Source organism: Anaerobacillus sp. ABA4_114 (assembly GCF_056159065.1).
In genome coordinates this window covers 2,209,556-2,227,526 of the sequence record NZ_JBSWUM010000001.1, presented here as the reverse complement: position 1 = coordinate 2,227,526, position 17,971 = coordinate 2,209,556, and the positions used below count along the sequence as shown (strand labels likewise).

Here is a 17,971-nt window from a genome sequence, read left to right as displayed (position 1 = left end):
ACGTATGAAGAATTTTGAAGACTTTGATTTATCACCAGAAGTAAGAAAAGCGGTTCTAGAAATGGGATTCAAGGAGGCTACTCCTATACAGGAAAAGGCTCTTGAACCTATTTTAGAAGGTAGAGACATGATTGGCCAGGCTCAAACAGGAACTGGTAAGACCGCTGCGTTCGGTATCCCTCTCGTTGAGAAAGTATCGAAGCGAGGCGGACCGGAAGCGATCATTTTAACTCCAACAAGAGAGCTCGCAATTCAAGTTGCGCTTGAACTTCAGAAGATTTCTCGTTACAAAGGGTTAAATGTTCTGGCTGTATACGGTGGAGAACCGATCTACCATCAAATCCGAGCTCTAAAAAAAGGTGTCAATATCGTTGTAGGTACACCGGGGCGTATGCTTGACCACTTGAAACGAAAGACGCTACGAACGGACCACGTTCACACAGCAATCCTCGATGAAGCCGATGAAATGTTGGATATGGGCTTTATCGACGACATCGAATTGATTCTTAAGCAGCTACCAGACAAACGTCAGTCTTTACTGTTTTCAGCTACGATCCCAGCACCGATCCGTAAGCTTTCAGGAAAGTACTTGAAGGATCCGCTTACGATTTCCGTTTCAAAAGGTGATGTGACTGCAGATACGGTTGAGCAAGTCTATTATCGAACGTTCGATAGTGAGAAATTCGATACGCTCTGTCGTGTTATTGAAAATGAACAGGTTCGTCTCGGTATCATTTTCACAAAAACAAAAAAGGGCGCTTCTCAGCTGACTGAGTCTCTTAAAAAACGCGGTTATCGTGCAGAGGAGCTGCACGGAGACCTAACACAGCAACAGCGTACACGTGTTATGAAGCAGTTTAGACGTTCGCAGCTTAACTTTTTAGTTGCGACAGATATCGCAGCTCGTGGTATCGACGTAGCGCACGTTAGCCACGTGATCAACTACGATATTCCAGAAGATCCTGAGCGCTATGTTCACAGAATAGGGCGTACGGGTCGAGCTGGAAACAAAGGTGTTGCATTAACGTTAGTCACACCTAAAGATATGCGTTTTCTACAGTCGATCGAATCAAAGATCAAGTTGAACCTATCAGCAGAACCACTCCAAGATGAAACGGTCGACCTTGAGAATATCGTTAAATCTGTTGAAAAGCAGATGAAGTCACTCAAACAAGATTCGACTGCAAGTGAGATTGCAGATCTGCTTCTTTCTAAATACGATGCACATAGCGTCGTTCAGTCACTTCTTGAGAATGCCATCGAGGAGAAACAAAACACGACGCCTTCTGAGTACAACTTCGGGGAAACAGGCGGACAAAACGGCATGGTTCGTTTCTTCTTAAACGTCGGAAGAAATATTGACCTGCATCCGAAAAAGCTTCTTGAAGAGCTTTCAACACTTGCTGGCGTAAACACCTCAACTGTTGGGAGAATCGATATCTTTGAGAAATTCTCCTTCTTTGAAGTACCTGAAGACGTAGCACCGTTCGTGTATGAAGCACTTCGCGCAGGCGGAGTAAGTGGTAAATCAATCCACCTTGAACCTGCAAAACCTCAAAAAAGCAGAGTATAATACCAGGCGATCAGCTCAAGAGCTGATCGTTCTTCTTTTTAAAGTACCTATGGTAAGCTAGGATGGCGAAGTAGAAGAAGTCGATATAAAAAAAAGACGAATAAATGTTCGGTTTTCTATTGGCAAATCGTCCAAAAAGAGATATGATAGTGATAGTTTAATAACGAGGAGGAATTTTTCGTGAGTGATCGCAAAGCTGCCTTAGATATGGCATTGAGACAAATAGAAAAACAATTCGGTAAAGGATCGATCATGAAGCTTGGCGAACAGGCTGAGCAGCGTGTTTCTACAGTATCCAGTGGTTCACTTGCTCTAGATATTGCTCTTGGTGTAGGTGGATATCCAAGGGGCCGTATTATCGAAGTATACGGACCAGAATCTTCTGGTAAAACAACGGTTGCACTTCATGCGATCGCAGAAGTTCAGCGCACAGGAGGTCAAGCTGCATTTATTGATGCAGAGCACGCTCTAGACCCTGTATATGCAGAAAAGTTAGGTGTTAATATAGATGAGCTATTGCTTTCACAGCCGGATACTGGTGAGCAGGCGCTTGAAATCGCTGAAGCCCTAGTACGTAGTGGAGCAGTAGATATGGTTGTTGTTGACTCAGTAGCAGCATTAGTTCCTAAAGCTGAAATCGAAGGGGAAATGGGAGATGCACACGTTGGTCTTCAAGCACGTTTGATGTCTCAAGCGCTTCGTAAGCTGTCTGGAGCAATCAGCAAGTCGAAAACAACCGCTATCTTTATCAACCAGATCCGTGAAAAAGTAGGCGTTATGTTCGGTAATCCTGAAACAACACCAGGTGGAAGAGCACTTAAATTCTACTCTTCTGTACGTCTTGAAGTTCGTCGTGCAGAAACGCTCAAGCAAGGAAATGATATGGTCGGAAACAAAACCCGTATCAAAGTTGTAAAGAACAAAGTAGCACCTCCATTTAAGCAAGCTGAAGTGGACATCATGTATGGTGAAGGAATCTCTATGCAAGGTGAAATCCTTGATATTGGTTCTAACCTTGAGATCGTTCAGAAGAGCGGTGCATGGTTCTCGTTCGAAGGCGAACGTCTAGGACAGGGTCGTGAGAATGCGAAGCAATTCTTGAAAGAAAACCCTGCAATTCAAGACGAAATCAATGCACGCGTACGCGCGCATCATAACTTAGATGCTGATAAGCAGGTGGACGAAACAGCTGCTGGACAAGATTCACTTCTTGAAGATGAGTAAAATAAACTGAGCCGATCGAATTCGATCGGCTCTTTCTTATTAGATAAAGGTGCATATCATAGATGATGTTTCTATGAAAACTAGTAAAAATCGTCTAGCATAAGGAAATGTTGGCAATACTAGGAATCACCTTATCTTGTTAAATGGCAAGAAAAAATGAGTAACAAAGAGGGATTTAAAGCAATTTCGCCTTCTGACACTCTCTTGACAACCTGAATGGTGAAAGCTACAATATTAAGTGTATAATTATAATTTTCTAGCAAAATTATAACTTTACTTTAACACATGAAATGTGCTGGATTGAAATCTTGCAAGTGGTACAAAGAACTAACATGACAGCAAACCAACAAGTTAATAGCAGGAGGAGGTGAGTTCGATGGATATATTTATCATCATCTCCACTGTGCTTGTCTCTGTAATCGTCGGAGCAGTTGTTGGATTTCTTGTTCGCAAAACGATTGCTGAAGCGAAGATCTCCAGTGCAGAATTAGAAGCGCAACGGATTATCAGAGAAGGTAAAAACGATGCGGAAGCTATGAAGAAGGAAGCTTTGCTCGAAGCGAAGGATGAGAATCATAATCTTCGTGTTGAAGCAGAGCGTGAAATTCGTGAACGCAGAAATGAGTTACAAAAACAAGAGAATCGTTTGGTTCAAAAAGAAGAGGTCCTTGATCGAAAAAGTGAGACTCTAGACAAAAAAGAGGATTCCCTGGAAAGAAGAGAGGACGCTCTCGCCAAAAAACAACGACATATTGAAGAGATGGAAAGCAAAGTGGAGGAGATGCTTCAAGAGCAACAGCGTGAACTGCAGCGGATTTCCGGTTTAACTAGGGAAGAAGCGAAGCAGATCATCATGCGTGAAAGTGAGCAGGAACTCGAACATGAACTTGCGCAAATGGTAAAAGAGCGTGAGTACAATGCGAAAGAAGAAGCTGATAAGAAAGCAAGAGAGGTCCTTTCCCTTGCAATTCAGCGCTGTGCAGCAGATCACGTAGCAGAAACAACGGTATCCGTTGTTAACCTGCCAAATGATGAGATGAAAGGTCGAATCATTGGTCGTGAAGGCCGAAACATTCGAACTCTTGAGACGCTGACTGGGATCGATCTTATCATCGATGACACTCCGGAAGCAGTTATTCTTTCCGGTTTTGATCCGATTCGAAGAGAGATCGCACGAAATGCTCTGGACAAACTCGTACAGGATGGTAGAATTCACCCAGCGAGAATTGAAGAAATGGTCGAGAAATCTCGCAGGGAAGTGGATGAATACATTCGAGAAGTAGGAGAGCAGTCCACGTTCGAAATTGGGGTACATGGGCTACATCCAGATCTGATCAAAATTCTTGGTCGTTTGAAATTCCGTACAAGTTACGGACAGAACGTATTGAAGCATTCTATGGAAGTTGCGTATTTAACTGGACTGATGGCAGCTGAACTTGGAGAAGATGTACAGTTAGCTAGACGTGCAGGTCTCTTACATGATTTAGGTAAAGCGATCGATCATGAAGTTGAAGGAAGTCACGTTGAGATTGGCGTTGAGCTTGCAACGAAGTACAAAGAGCATCCGGTCGTCATCAATGCGATTGCATCACACCACGGTGATACGGAAGCTACTTCGGTTATCGCGACACTTGTTGCAGCAGCGGATGCACTTTCCGCAGCTCGTCCAGGTGCACGTCGAGAGACACTCGAAACGTATATCCGACGCCTTGAAAAACTCGAAGAAATCTCTGAGTCGTTCGACGGTGTTGAAAAGTCATTTGCGATTCAGGCTGGTCGTGAGATTCGAATTATGGTTAAGCCAGATATCGTAGACGATGTAACATCCTACAGACTCGCAAGAGAAATCACCAAAAAAATCGAAAATGAACTCGACTACCCAGGACACATTAAAGTCACGGTCATTCGTGAAACTAGGGCAGTAGAGTATGCGAAATAATAAAGCGATGCCTCGTGCATCGCTTTATTTATTTCTATAATGCTTAAAAAGCGGCGAAGCATTTGATAAACTAAGTAAGACTAGACAGATTGGAGTTGTATTATGAAGATATTATTTATTGGAGATGTTGTTGGATCGCCGGGGCGAGATATGGTATCTCACTATTTACCTCGTTTAAAACGAAAGTACAAGCCGACTTTTACGATTGTAAACGGTGAGAACGCTGCAGGAGGAAGAGGAATTACAGAGAAGATTTACCGTAATTTCTTAGAGTCAGGAGCTCAAGTGATCACGATGGGAAACCATACGTGGGATAATCGAGAAATCTTCGAGTTCATCGACCGTGCGCCAAAGCTCGTGCGTCCAGCGAACTTTCCTGAAGGTACACCAGGAAATGGATCTACGATCGTTAATATAAATGGAACGGAAGTTGGTGTCATCAACCTACAGGGGAGAACGTTTCTTCCTGCAATCGATGATCCATTTACTAAAGCGGATGAACTTGTAGAGGAAATGAGAAAGCGTACGTCCGTTATCTTTGTGGATTTCCACGCTGAAACAACAAGCGAGAAGCTAGCGATGGGCTGGTACTTAGATGGAAGAGTTTCTGCGGTAATCGGTACGCACACTCACGTTCAAACTGCAGACGAACGGATCTTGCCACAAGGGACAGCTTATTTGACTGACGCGGGGATGACGGGACCATATGATGGTATCCTTGGAATGGAGCGAGAAGCGGTTATTAAAAAATTCCTAACAACGATGCCCGTAAGGTTTGAAGTAACCAAAGGTCGGGAACAACTTAGTGGGGTCTTTTTAACAGTTGACCCAAAAACTGGTACAGCTAAAGCTATCGAACGAATCGCAATCAATGAGGATCATCCATTCTACGAATAGGTTTGAAAGCTTGAAAAATTAACGGAATCAGCAGGAATACAAGCTTATGGCAAGGAATATAGTCTAGAGTGGTAATGGATGCTCAAATTAAGGAGGGGCTTTCAAAATGGAAATCTTAAAAGTTTCAGCAAAATCCAATCCAAATTCTGTAGCTGGTGCACTTGCTGGCGTCCTGCGAGAGAGAGGTAATGCTGAGATTCAAGCAATTGGAGCAGGAGCGCTTAACCAAGCTGTCAAAGCTGTAGCAATTGCAAGAGGATTCGTAGCACCGAGCGGAGTTGATCTCATTTGTATCCCTGCTTTTACCGACATTCAAATTGATGGTGAGGAACGAACCGCTATCAAGTTAATTGTTGAACCGCGATAAGTGATTCCGTTAAGATAACCTGTTTGTTTTTACAAACAGGTTTTTTTATACGGATTAGAGAAATACATAGGCATTGGAGGATATCTATGAAAATATACGATGCACATTGTGACGTACTAAGTAAGATGTGGAATGATCCTTCACTCTCATTTCTCGATGGAGCAGACCTTCATACGAACTTACAGCAAATGAGAAGTGCGGGAGCCGGTTTGCAGCTGTTTGCGATTTATATACCAGAAAGCGTACCAGATGCTGCAAAGTTTGATTGTGCGCTCGAGATGGTCGATATTTTTTATGATCGTATCATAAGACCATACGATGACGTTGTAGCTGTTTATTCGAGGGAAGAAGCGAGACGACTACCTCCTGGTAAGATTGGCGCGATGCTTACTTTAGAAGGCTGTGACGCGATTGGTAGAGAGATTACGAGGTTAAAGACACTCATTAGACTTGGCGTACGTTCAGTTGGACTGACGTGGAATTATGGAAACGCCGCTTGTGATGGGATTCTTGAAACACGGGGTGGAGGGCTTACTGATTTTGGTAAGCGTATCGTACGATTACATAATGAAAATGGTATTTGGACAGATGTGTCCCATTTATCGATACAGGCATTTTGGGATGTGTTAGAGGAAACAGATCTTATTATCGCTTCTCATTCAAACGTAAAGAAAATATGTACGCATCCGAGAAACCTTGATGATCAGCAGCTGAAGGCTCTCATTAAGAAAGATGCAGTTATAGGCGTAACGTTTGTACCGAAGTTCCTTCGAAACGATCGGAATGCGAGCATCGCAGATATTTTAGACCATATCGACTATATCGTTTCACTCGGTGGAATCGCTAATATTGCGCTTGGTTCAGATTTTGACGGCATCGACCAAGTACCTAGAGACTTAAGAAGTTATGGAGATTACCCAAAGTTGATAGAGGAATTACGCATGCGATATTCGAATAAGGAAGTGGAAGGCTTTTTATGGAGGAACTTGCAAGAACGAATCCCTTCTTAAGGTAGAAATTAACAATATAAATATGATAGAGCAGGGAAAACCGTTCCTATTTCGAACTAGTACTATATGCAAGTGATTCTCTCACTAGACTAGAAAGGGTGGGGCAATATGATCGAACAACTTTCATGGAAAGTTGGCGGACAGCAGGGGGAAGGTATCGACAGCACAGGTGAAATTTTTGCGATAGCACTTAATCGTATGGGTTATTACTTGTACGGGTATAGGCATTTTTCTTCCCGTATTAAAGGTGGACATACGAATAATAAGATACGCGTAAGCACGAAGGAAGTTCGCGCTGTTTCAGATGACTTGGACATGCTCATCGCATTTGATCAGGAAACGATCGATGTTAACGGCCACGAATTACATGGGGATGGAATCATCATCGCAGATGCAAAATTCAAGCCTGTTAAACCAGATGATTGCAAAGCAACGCTCGTGATTGTTCCGTTTACGGAAATTGCAACAGAGCTCGGTACCTCACTCATGAAGAATATGGTAGCGATCGGTGCAACTAGCGCAGCTCTTGGGATCGATACGGAGACATATAAGGCAGTTGTCGATGAAATCTTTGGAAGAAAAGGGGAAAAAGTCGTCAATAGTAATATGGAAGCGATTCAGCGCGGGGCTGAAGCATTTAAACAGACAGCTGACTCAAACCTTAAGACGCTTTCTCTTAAAAAAGCTGATGGGAAGAATCGCATGTTCATGATTGGGAACGATGCGATCGCCCTCGGTGCGATTGCTGGTGGCGCAAGGCTTATGGCTGCTTATCCGATCACTCCAGCATCTGAGATCATGGAATACTTAATCAAGAAGCTTCCTGAATTCGGCGGAACGGTTATTCAGACAGAAGATGAGATCGCAGCCGCTACGATGGCGATCGGTTCAAACTATGCAGGGGTAAGGACACTAACTGCTTCAGCTGGACCTGGACTATCGCTCATGATGGAGTCGATCGGACTGTCTGGTATCACAGAAACACCTCTCGTCATCGTCGATACACAGCGTGGCGGTCCTAGTACCGGTCTTCCTACAAAGCAGGAACAGTCAGATCTCCTTGCGATGATCTATGGTACGCATGGGGAAATCCCTAAGATTGTAATCGCACCAAGTACTGTAGAGGAAGCTTTCTATGATTCAATAGAAGCGTTCAATCTCGCTGAAGAGTACCAGTGCCCTGTGATATTACTTTCTGACCTTCAACTATCTCTAGGAAAACAAACGGTGGAACCTTTAGATTATCATAGAATTCAAATCCGAAGAGGGAAACTGGCGGACTATGATTTACCTGAGAGAGAGGATAAGTCCTATTTCAAGCGATTTGAAGTGACGGAAGACGGTGTGTCACCCCGCGTTATCCCAGGTACAAAGAACGGAATCTTTCATGTGACAGGTGTTGAGCATGACGAGACAGGAAAACCTTCTGAAGTGCCTCAGAACAGGAAAGATCAGATGGAAAAACGTCTTCGTAAGGTCAGAGGACTAACGTTCGACACCCCTGTCTATAAAGATGAGAAGCATAAAGAACCTGATGTGCTATTGGTAGGCTTTAACTCCACGAGAGGGTCGATCGAAGAGGTGATCCCTCGACTAGAAGAAGATGGGTACAAAGTAAATCATGCACACATTCGACTCGTACATCCATTTCCAGCGGATGAGCTGAGACCGATGCTTGAAGCTGCTAAGAAGGTTGTGATCATCGAGCATAACGCAACGGGTCAGCTAGCGAGCTTGGTGAAGATGAACGTAGGTTATGCTGATAAGATTGAAAGTCTCCTAAAATATGATGGCAATCCATTCTTACCAGGTGATATTCATCAACAATGCAAGGAGCTGTTAACTGATGGCAACATTTAAAGACTTTCGAAATCAGGTGAAACCAAACTGGTGTCCTGGCTGTGGAGACTTTTCTGTTCAAGCGGCTATACAGCGTGCGTCTGCGAACGTCGGACTTGAACCAGATGATTTAGCAGTTGTGTCAGGAATTGGATGTTCAGGTAGAATCAGTGGATACATCAACGCTTACGGATTTCACGGAATTCACGGTCGCTCCCTTCCTATTGCGCAAGGTGTTAAGATGGCAAACAGAGACCTTACCGTTATTGCTTCCGGTGGGGACGGTGATGGGTTTGCGATCGGAATGGGGCACACGATCCATGCGATGCGACGCAATATTGACATCACCTACATTGTCATGGATAACCAGATCTATGGTCTGACAAAGGGTCAGACGTCTCCTACGAGTGCTGAAGGGTTTAAAACCAAGAGTACACCATCAGGTTCGATCGAATCCTCACTCTCCATCATGGAATTAGCTCTATCAAGCGGTTGTGGCTTCGTAGCACAGAGCTTTTCAACCGATCTAAAAGATTTAGTTGCCCTTATCGAACAAGGTATTCAGCATAAGGGATTCTCATTGATCAACGTGTTCAGCCCTTGTGTAACATTCAATAAGATCAACACGTATGATTGGTTCAAAGAAAACTTGATCAGTTTAAAAGATATTGAAGGCTACGATCCGACGAATCGGATGTTGGCGATGCAAACCCTCATGGAGCATGATGGTCTTGTAAAAGGGTTGATCTATCATAACCCAACGAAACCATCCTACCAGGAATCAGTGACAGGTTATAGTGAATCACCTCTGTCCAAACAAAACCTGACGCTATCTGAAGACAAGTTTACTGAATTGATGGCAGAATTTATGTAATGATAAGTTGTCCCTCGTTGAAAAACGAGGGATTTTATTGGTTTATAAAAGAGATAATAAAGTCCAGAAATAAAACTATAGGTGTCCGCGCAGAGTGGACATTTTTCCTTTACGATAAATAGGAAAAGTGGTACTATGATTGTGGTAACAGTATTGTGAGAAGGTTGGAAAAAAGAGAGGTGTTTGTCGTGGAAGGAAAGATGAAAGCGATTGTAAAGCACGAGCGAGCTAAAGGAGCGCAGTTGCAAACAGTCGATATTCCACAAATAGATGAAAATGAAGTTCTTATACAGGTGAAAGCGACGTCCATTTGTGGAACTGACGTACATATTTATGCTTGGGACGAATGGTCTCAAAGTCGCGTGAATCCTCCGTATGTATTCGGTCATGAATTTGCAGGGGTAGTCGTTGAAAAGGGAGAGCGAGTAACAAATGTAGAGGTTGGCGATCACGTATCTGCTGAAACGCACATCGTATGTAACCAGTGTCCGCAATGCTTAACTGGCAAGTTTCATATTTGTGAGAATACGAAGATCATCGGTGTAGATACAAATGGTTGCTTTGCAGAATATGTGGCGCTACCGTCTCAAAATATTTGGAAGAACCCTAAGTCTCTTTCATTTGATGTTGCTTCTGTGCAGGAGCCGATGGGAAATGCGGTACACACTGTTCTTGCAGGTGATGTTGCTGGTAAAACAGTTGCGATCATCGGCTGTGGTCCGATCGGTATTATGGCAGTTGGCGTAGCGAAGGCTGCCGGTGCTTCAGAGGTTATTGCCTTCGACCTTAATAACTACAGACTAGATCTTGCGGCGAAGATGGGCGCAACGACTGTTGTGAACTCTCGTCATGAAGATCCTCTTGAAAAAGTAAAAGAGCTGACTGACGGTCATGGGGTCGACGTTGTATGTGAAATGTCAGGACACCCGATCGCGATGAACCAGGGCTTTAAGATGGTTACGAACGGCGGGCGTGTTTCCATATTGAGTTTACCTGTACGCCCTGTTGAAATCGATGTGACAAACGATATCGTATTCAAAGGAATCACCGTTCAAGGGATTACAGGGAGAAAGATGTTTGAAACATGGCGTCAGGTGTCAGGTTTGTTACAATCTGAACAAGTAGATGTCGAACCGATGATCACTCATCACTTTCCATTAGAAGAGTTCGAGAAAGGCTTTGAATTAATGCTCGAAGGGAAATGTGGTAAGGTAGTATTACATCCATAAAGCTCATGTTGAGCTTTTACATAATTAGAAGGAGGCAGGTCACATGAAAGGTTTTGAATATCTCCAAGAAGAGCTTGACCAAATGCAAGATGAGGGTGTTTTCCGTAATTTGATCCCTCTAGAATCAGCACAAGGATCTCGTGTTGCGATCAAAGGGAAAGAAGTTATTCAGCTATCCTCTAATAACTATCTTGGATTAACAGATCATCCTAAAATGAAGCAAGCTGCAATCGAAGCTGTCGAAAAATACGGAGCGGGAACAGGTTCTGTTCGTACCATCGCAGGAACACTATCAATGCATGAAGAATTTGAACAAAAGCTTGCTGAATTCAAACACACTGAGGCAGCTCTCGTGCTACAATCTGGGTTTGCAACAAACCAGGCTGTGCTATCTGCAATTTTGACGAAAGAAGATGTGGTTATTTCTGATGAGCTTAATCACGCTTCGATCATCGATGGTATCCGTTTAACGAAAGCTGGTCGTCGTATTTACAAGCATACGGATATGGAGGATTTAGAGAATGCTCTTAAAGAAACGCAAGAGTACCGCACTCGTCTCGTTGTAACAGACGGTGTATTCTCAATGGATGGTAACATTGCGCCTCTTCCTGAAATCGTAGAGCTTTGTGAAAAATACGATGCGCTCGTAATGGTTGATGACGCTCACGCAAGCGGCGTACTTGGGCGTAATGGCCGTGGAACTGTCGATCATTTTGATCTTAACGGTCGCGTTCATATTCAAGTAGGAACATTAAGTAAGGCGATCGGGGTGTTAGGCGGCTATATCGCAAGCTCAAAAACACTTCGTGACTACTTGATTCATAAAGGCCGTCCATTCTTATTCAGCACATCCCATCCACCTGCTGTAACCGCAGCATGCTCTGCAGCGATCGATGTTCTCGTAGAAGAGCCTGAGATGATCGGAAAGCTATGGGACAATACGAAATTCTTCAAAGACGGTTTAGAGAAGTTAGGCTTTGATACGGGGATCAGTGAAACGCCGGTCACTCCTGTTATCATTGGGGACGAAGCCCTGACACATAAGTTTTCAGACAAGCTGTTTGAGAATGGAGTATTTGCACAAGGCATCGCATTCCCAACAGTGCAGAAAGGGAAAGCGCGTGTAAGAACGATCGTAACTGCGCAGCATTCGAAAGAAGAGCTACAAGAAGCGTTAGACGCTTTCGAAAAATCAGCAAAAGAATTAGGCATTTTAAAATAAGAAGCATACTCAGACTGTCGAGCTCGGCAGTCTGAGTTTTTATCTGTTAAGCGTTTACGATGTAAAGAATGGTACTCGTTCGACAATTTAGTAGATTCTAAAGCGATACTGCCTTTTCATCATCCGGTCTTATTGCTTAAATACGTACAACCCCTTATAATAAGGTAATGTCCACCGTTAAACATTAAAGGATCAAACATAAAGAACATAGGCTAGCACGATGTGCACTGCCTGTTTTTTCTAAGTTTAGGAGCAACATGCTCCTTTTCATAGCAGAGTTATCCTTTGACTGGAAAGGAGACGTAACATATGAACGAACAACAGCGGCTTGCGTCGTCGCAAATTCAGACACCAAAGAAAACGGAGAAAACGACTGAGGACTTTGCGAAGTATTTTCAGACTACCTATCAGCCACCTTCGTTAAAAGATGCGAAAAAGCGCGGAAAAGAAAACGTTAACGTACATTATGACTTCGAGATTCCTGAGAATATACGAAACCTAGGTCAAGATAAGAAGTACTTGATCCGTACGTATGGTTGTCAGATGAACGAACATGATACTGAGATCATGGCTGGAATTTATGAGGGCATGGGCTTTGAAGCAACGACCGCTGTGGAAGAAGCTGATGTTATCTTGCTGAACACATGCGCGATACGAGAGAACGCGGAAAACAAAGTGTTTGGAGAGCTCGGTCACTTAAAACCTCTTAAGATGGAGAATCCGAATTTGATCATCGGGGTATGTGGCTGTATGTCTCAAGAAGAGTCGGTCGTCAATCGAATCATGCAAAAGCATCAGTTCGTAGATTTGATCTTCGGAACGCACAATATTCATAGACTGCCTCAATTGATGGAGCAAGCCGTCTTCGGTAAAGAAATGGTTATGGAAGTGTGGTCCAAAGAAGGCGATATCATTGAGAATCTTCCAAGAACCCGTAAAGGTGAGATCAAAGCGTGGGTTAACATCATGTATGGCTGCGATAAATTCTGTACATATTGCATCGTGCCTTATACCCGAGGCAAGGAGCGAAGCCGCCGACCTGAAGATATCATTCAGGAAGTAAGGCACCTCGCAGCAAAAGGGTATAAAGAAGTGACGCTTTTAGGACAGAATGTGAATGCGTACGGAAAAGACCTTGAGGATATGGAATACGGCCTAGGTGATCTAATGAATGAAATTCATAAGATCGACATCCCAAGAGTGCGTTTTACTACAAGTCACCCACGAGATTTTGATGATCGTCTTGTAGAAGTTCTTGGACAAGGTGGCAACCTGCTCGATCACATTCATCTTCCGGTTCAGAGCGGAAGCAATGATGTTCTTAAGCTCATGAACCGTCGTTATACGAGAGAAACGTATTTAGAACTTGTTGGGAAAATTAAAGCAGTTATGCCTAATGCAACGTTCACGACGGATATTATCGTCGGCTTTCCAAACGAAACAGATGAACAGTTTGAAGAGACGATGTCACTCGTAAGAGAAGTAGAGTTTGATAGCGCTTATACATTCATCTATTCACAGCGAGATGGTACGCCAGCAGCAAAAATGAAGGATAACGTGCCGATGGAAGTAAAGAAAGAGCGTTTACAGCGTTTGAATGCCCTTGTAAATGATATGGCAGCGAAGAAAAATGCAGCCTACGAAGGGGAAATCGTTGAAGTGCTCGTCGAGGGTGAAAGTAAAAAGAATCCTGACGTCCTATCGGGCTATACGAGCAGAAACAAAGTAGTTAACTTCAGAGCACCGAAGTCTCTTATCGGTGAGCTCGTTCAAGTGAAGATTACGAAAGCAAAAACCTGGTCGTTAGACGGAGAATATATAGAAAATACTGCAGAGGTGAAAGCATAATGATTTCAAGACAAGAAGTGATCGTAAAAGCAAAAGAGCTAGCTAAGCTCGTATCTGAGACGGAAGAAGTTGATTTCTTCAAGCGTGCAGAAGAAAAGATAAATGAAAACAAGAAAGTGCAAAGTTTAATCGCTCGCATTAAGCTTGAACAAAAAGAAGCGGTTAACCTTCAGCATTATGGTAAGCATGAGGCGTTGAAAGAAAAAGACGAGCGTATCGACAAACTGATGGAGCAGCTTGATGAAATTCCTGTTGTTCAGGAATTCAAACGTTCTCAGTCAGATGTGAATGATCTTCTTCAGCTTATTGCGAATACAATCTCAAACACCGTCACAGATGAGATCATCGAAGCGACTGGTGGTAACGTACTAGAAGGTACGACTGGCTCTGCACAAGGATCTGGTTGTAGTAAGTAAAAGTCGGGAGTTTTCCCGGCTTTTTTTTATGCTTTGTTATGCTGATATTCGTGCTCCTATTCCGTTTTTAATTTCATTCACCGTATTTTTTTTAGAAATTTTACAAAAGGTTGTAAAGCATTGTACATAAGGGTCATAGACTGATAGTGGAACAGCCTTAATAAAAAAAAGGCACACTAGTCATTTGTCATGCATAGGATGAGAATGAAGATTGGAAGAGGAGGTATGATCGATGTCAGAGGATTATAATTACAGAGAGATATTCGCCAAAGCTGTTTGCGGAAAAGGGCGTAAATTTACTCAGGATACAAACACAGTTACTCCAGAGCACAAACCTTCAAGTATTCTTGGTTGCTGGATCATCAACAACAAATTCAAGGCGAAAAAGCACCATGATTGCGTCATTGTTGAAGGCTCTTATGACATTAATATCTGGTACTCATACAGTCATAACACAAAAACAGAAGTCGTAACGGAAAACGTTAAATATCGTGAAGAAATCCCTCTTCGCTACAAGGATAAAGATTGCAAAACGGACGAAGTGGTTGCAAAAGCGATTCAAGAGCCGAACTGTCTTGAAGCTACCATTGCACCGAACGGAAATAAAATTATCGTTCAAGTCGAAAGGGAGTTTCTCGTAGAAGTGATTGGAGAAACAAAAATTTGCGTTTACGTGAATCCTGATGGCTGTGAAGATGATGATGACGATTGGGAATATGAAGTAGAAGATGAAGAGTTTGAAGATTTAGATCCGAACTTTTTAATTGGTGATCTTGAAGAATAGTCGTACCAGGGAGAAGGGGTTCTTCTTCCTGGTTTTATTTTTTTTTGCCGAGTCACGACCTTCTTTATCATAGAAGCTTGGAAGAATGATGTGATATACTGTTAGCTGAATAGAAATGTAGATTGGTGGAGAAGAAGTATGGCTCGATATACCCCTATGATCGAACAATATTTACGGATTAAGGCAGAGTATCAAGATGCCTTTTTATTTTTTAGATTAGGTGACTTCTATGAAATGTTCTTTGAAGATGCGACGCGTGCATCTAAAGAGCTTGAAATAACGTTAACGAGTAGAGATGGTGGGGGAGAAGACCGTATCCCGATGTGCGGTGTTCCTTATCATTCTGCAGAAAACTATATTTCTCAACTAGTAGAAAAAGGATTTAAAATTGCGATATGTGAACAGACTGAAAACCCGAAGCATGCAAAAGGCGTGGTGAAACGAGAAGTCGTTCAACTCATCACACCAGGAACAGTCATGTCAGATCGTTTGATAAAAGAAAAGGAAAACAACTACATAGTGGCGATATCTGAATTTGAAGATAGCACATATTCCCTAGCTGCGAACGATTTAACGACAGGTGAAACCATGGCCACGATCTTAACTGGCGATCATCATGAAGTACTTGGTGAGCTTTCGAATCTATCTCCAAAAGAGGTAATTCTTGGAACTGAAGATGGTCCGTTAGCGACTGCGATCCGTGAAAGAATGTCTCTTACCGTTTCGACCGAGGATAACGTTACGATTCCAGAGCAGTTTCAGGAACTTTCTGAGCACATCGATCAGAGCAAGCTACTGAGTGCGTTTGGCCGGTTGTTGCATTACTTGATTCGAACTCAAAAACGCTCGATGGATCATCTTCAGCCATTACGTCATTATCACGTTTCACAGTATATGAAGCTCGATGTGAATTCAAAACGAAACCTAGAGCTCGTTGAAACGATCAGAGACAAGAAACGGACAGGCTCTCTTGTATGGTTTTTAGATAGTACTGTCACGGCTATGGGAGGGCGTCTCCTCAAACAATGGGTAGAACGACCGCTATTGCAGCATCGTGAAATCGTGAAGCGACAGGAGCTTGTTGAAACGATGATGAAGCAGTTTTTCGAACGTGAAACGATTCGTGAACAGCTGCAGGGGGTTTATGACCTCGAGAGATTAGCTGGTAAAGTTGCATTTGGAAACCTGAATGCGAGAGACCTCGTCCAGCTTCGTAAATCATTAGAGAAAATCCCTGGGATCAAACAAGCCGTAACAGAACTTGATAATACGTATGCTAGTGAGCTTGGAGATGAGATCTTAACATGCGATGAGCTGACTGAGCTTTTAGGTGAAGCAATCGAAGACAACCCACCTCTCTCAGTAAAAGAAGGGCAGATGATTCGAGACGGTTATAATAGCGATCTCGATCGCTATCGTGATGCGAGCAGAAATGGGAAGGATTGGATCGCTTCCTTGCAGATGCAAGAAAGAGAACGAACGGGCATTCGTTCGCTTAAGATAGGTTACAATAAAGTCTTTGGATATTATATTGAAGTGACGAGATCTAACCTTCAGAATCTTCCTGAAGGAAGGTATGAAAGGAAACAGACGCTTTCTAACGCAGAGCGTTTTATTACTCCTGAACTGAAAGAAAAAGAATCTCTTATACTTGAAGCTGAAGAAAAAATTGTTGACTTGGAGTATGACTTATTCACGAATCTAAGAGAACAAGTGAAACAGTATATTCCAGAACTGCAAAAACTAGCAAAGAAGATTAGTGAACTCGATGTATTGCAAGCATTCGCAGTTGTTAGTGAAGAAAATCGTTTTACAAAACCGTCCTTTTCTAAAGATCGACAAGTAGCGATCGAAGCGGGGCGCCATCCGGTTGTAGAAAAGATGCTAAAAGGGCGAGAGTATGTTGCTAACGATGTAATGATGAATGAAGATCGCGAAATCCTATTGATTACAGGACCAAACATGAGCGGTAAGAGTACGTATATGAGGCAGTTAGCGCTCATCTCCCTACTTGGTCAAATCGGCTGTTTTGTCCCAGCGGAATCTGCAGTACTTCCAATCTTTGATCAAATCTTCACTAGAATTGGAGCAGCAGACGACCTTGCTGCAGGTCAAAGTACATTTATGGTGGAAATGCTTGAGGCGAACTATGCGATCACGAAAGCGACAGAAAATAGCTTGATTCTACTAGATGAAATCGGTCGTGGAACTTCTACGTATGATGGAATGGCCCTCGCGCAGTCCATCATCGAGTACATTCATGATCATGTTCGAGCTAAAACATTGTTTTCAACACATTATCATGAATTAACATCGCTTGAAGAGGAGCTACAGCGCGTGAAGAACGTGCATGTTAAGGCTGTTGAAGAACAAGGCCGAGTTGTATTCCTTCACCGTGTACACGATGGTTCAGCTGATAAGAGTTATGGAATTCACGTAGCTCAACTTGCGAATCTACCAGACCAACTCATTAAACGGGCTCAAACGATCTTGTCTGAGTTCGAGTCGAGTACAGAAACGACTGAAACAACTGAAACGAGTGCGAGTCCAAAACAAGAGTACGTGAAAGCGAACGAAGTCGCACAGCTAGCTTTCTTTGATGAATCAAATGTAAAGAAGGGGCGTTCAAAGTCATCTGGTGAGGAAGCGATTCTAAAGAAGCTCAAATCCGTCGATATTATGGAAATGACCCCGATGGATGCGATCAATACACTCTATGAATTAAAGAAACAGCTAAAGTAGGAATGAA

The 17,971-nt window shown here is 43.0% G+C and carries 14 protein-coding genes; all 14 read left to right on the top strand.

The genetic code is table 11. The features are described 5' to 3' along the window. The first annotated feature begins 4 nt into the window (after nt 1-4). The 14 genes from ACXAEY_RS11270 to mutS all read left to right on the top strand — a co-directional run bounded on the left by ACXAEY_RS11270 (nt 5) and on the right by mutS (nt 17,964). On the top strand, nt 5-1,573 hold the full coding sequence (locus tag ACXAEY_RS11270; RefSeq protein ID WP_270181902.1) for a DEAD/DEAH box helicase: 1,569 nt from the start codon (nt 5-7) through the stop codon (nt 1,571-1,573). Nucleotides 1,574-1,753: 180 nt separating this feature from the next. After that, nucleotides 1,754-2,797, top strand: a complete 1,044-nt coding sequence (gene recA, locus ACXAEY_RS11265; protein ID WP_474812063.1) for a recombinase RecA — start codon at nt 1,754-1,756, stop codon at nt 2,795-2,797. 376 nt (nt 2,798-3,173) lie between these two features. Then, a complete protein-coding gene (rny, locus tag ACXAEY_RS11260) occupies nt 3,174-4,736 on the top strand; it encodes a ribonuclease Y (RefSeq protein WP_270181904.1) in 1,563 nt (520 codons plus the stop codon). A 102-nt stretch (nt 4,737-4,838) separates the two neighbouring features. Next, entirely contained in the window at nt 4,839-5,633 is a 795-nt protein-coding gene (locus ACXAEY_RS11255) for a TIGR00282 family metallophosphoesterase (protein WP_270181905.1), read from the top strand. Nucleotides 5,634-5,739: 106 nt separating this feature from the next. Continuing rightward, complete coding sequence (gene spoVS, locus ACXAEY_RS11250) at nt 5,740-6,000, top strand: stage V sporulation protein SpoVS (protein ID WP_066231967.1); 261 nt, start codon at nt 5,740-5,742, stop codon at nt 5,998-6,000. An 86-nt stretch (nt 6,001-6,086) separates the two neighbouring features. After that, complete coding sequence (locus ACXAEY_RS11245) at nt 6,087-7,010, top strand: dipeptidase (protein WP_270181906.1); 924 nt, start codon at nt 6,087-6,089, stop codon at nt 7,008-7,010. Between the two features lie 108 nt (nt 7,011-7,118). Beyond that, nucleotides 7,119-8,870 (top strand): 2-oxoacid:acceptor oxidoreductase subunit alpha, encoded by a 1,752-nt coding sequence (locus ACXAEY_RS11240; RefSeq protein WP_270181907.1) that lies wholly within the window; start codon nt 7,119-7,121, stop codon nt 8,868-8,870. Further along, entirely contained in the window at nt 8,857-9,723 is an 867-nt protein-coding gene (locus ACXAEY_RS11235) for a 2-oxoacid:ferredoxin oxidoreductase subunit beta (RefSeq protein ID WP_270181908.1), read from the top strand. The genes ACXAEY_RS11240 and ACXAEY_RS11235 overlap by 14 nt, the downstream gene beginning before the upstream one ends. A 188-nt stretch (nt 9,724-9,911) precedes the next feature. Then, complete coding sequence (gene tdh, locus ACXAEY_RS11230; protein ID WP_270181909.1) at nt 9,912-10,952, top strand: L-threonine 3-dehydrogenase; 1,041 nt, start codon at nt 9,912-9,914, stop codon at nt 10,950-10,952. A 43-nt stretch (nt 10,953-10,995) separates the two neighbouring features. Then, nucleotides 10,996-12,174 (top strand): glycine C-acetyltransferase, encoded by a 1,179-nt coding sequence (locus ACXAEY_RS11225; RefSeq protein WP_474812059.1) that lies wholly within the window; start codon nt 10,996-10,998, stop codon nt 12,172-12,174. A 309-nt stretch (nt 12,175-12,483) separates the two neighbouring features. Beyond that, on the top strand, nt 12,484-14,022 hold the full coding sequence (gene miaB, locus ACXAEY_RS11220; RefSeq protein ID WP_474812057.1) for a tRNA (N6-isopentenyl adenosine(37)-C2)-methylthiotransferase MiaB: 1,539 nt from the start codon (nt 12,484-12,486) through the stop codon (nt 14,020-14,022). Further along, nucleotides 14,022-14,438 carry a YlbF/YmcA family competence regulator gene (locus ACXAEY_RS11215; protein WP_270181912.1) on the top strand — a complete coding sequence of 139 codons (417 nt, stop codon included), beginning with the start codon at nt 14,022-14,024 and terminating at the stop codon, nt 14,436-14,438. Before miaB ends, ACXAEY_RS11215 begins: the two co-directional genes overlap by 1 nt. 232 nt (nt 14,439-14,670) lie before the next feature. After that, nucleotides 14,671-15,222: an outer spore coat protein CotE gene (gene cotE, locus ACXAEY_RS11210; protein ID WP_224882245.1), complete on the top strand. Its 552-nt coding sequence runs from the start codon at nt 14,671-14,673 to the stop codon at nt 15,220-15,222. Between the two features lie 138 nt (nt 15,223-15,360). Further along, nucleotides 15,361-17,964: a DNA mismatch repair protein MutS gene (gene mutS, locus ACXAEY_RS11205; RefSeq protein ID WP_474812055.1), complete on the top strand. Its 2,604-nt coding sequence runs from the start codon at nt 15,361-15,363 to the stop codon at nt 17,962-17,964. Nucleotides 17,965-17,971: the final 7 nt, after the last annotated feature.

Excerpts from the sequence above, each read along its gene's own strand:
- ACXAEY_RS11270 (WP_270181902.1), top strand. The coding sequence starts at position 5 with ATGAAGAATTTTGAAGACTTTGATTTATCACCAGAAGTAAGAAAAGCG.
- rny (WP_270181904.1), top strand. The coding sequence starts at position 3,174 with ATGGATATATTTATCATCATCTCCACTGTGCTTGTCTCTGTAATCGTC.
- ACXAEY_RS11255 (WP_270181905.1), top strand. The coding sequence starts at position 4,839 with ATGAAGATATTATTTATTGGAGATGTTGTTGGATCGCCGGGGCGAGAT.
- spoVS (WP_066231967.1), top strand. The coding sequence starts at position 5,740 with ATGGAAATCTTAAAAGTTTCAGCAAAATCCAATCCAAATTCTGTAGCT.
- ACXAEY_RS11245 (WP_270181906.1), top strand. The coding sequence starts at position 6,087 with ATGAAAATATACGATGCACATTGTGACGTACTAAGTAAGATGTGGAAT.
- ACXAEY_RS11240 (WP_270181907.1), top strand. The coding sequence starts at position 7,119 with ATGATCGAACAACTTTCATGGAAAGTTGGCGGACAGCAGGGGGAAGGT.
- ACXAEY_RS11235 (WP_270181908.1), top strand. The coding sequence starts at position 8,857 with ATGGCAACATTTAAAGACTTTCGAAATCAGGTGAAACCAAACTGGTGT.
- ACXAEY_RS11225 (WP_474812059.1), top strand. The coding sequence starts at position 10,996 with ATGAAAGGTTTTGAATATCTCCAAGAAGAGCTTGACCAAATGCAAGAT.
- miaB (WP_474812057.1), top strand. The coding sequence starts at position 12,484 with ATGAACGAACAACAGCGGCTTGCGTCGTCGCAAATTCAGACACCAAAG.
- ACXAEY_RS11215 (WP_270181912.1), top strand. The coding sequence starts at position 14,022 with ATGATTTCAAGACAAGAAGTGATCGTAAAAGCAAAAGAGCTAGCTAAG.
- cotE (WP_224882245.1), top strand. The coding sequence starts at position 14,671 with ATGTCAGAGGATTATAATTACAGAGAGATATTCGCCAAAGCTGTTTGC.
- mutS (WP_474812055.1), top strand. The coding sequence starts at position 15,361 with ATGGCTCGATATACCCCTATGATCGAACAATATTTACGGATTAAGGCA.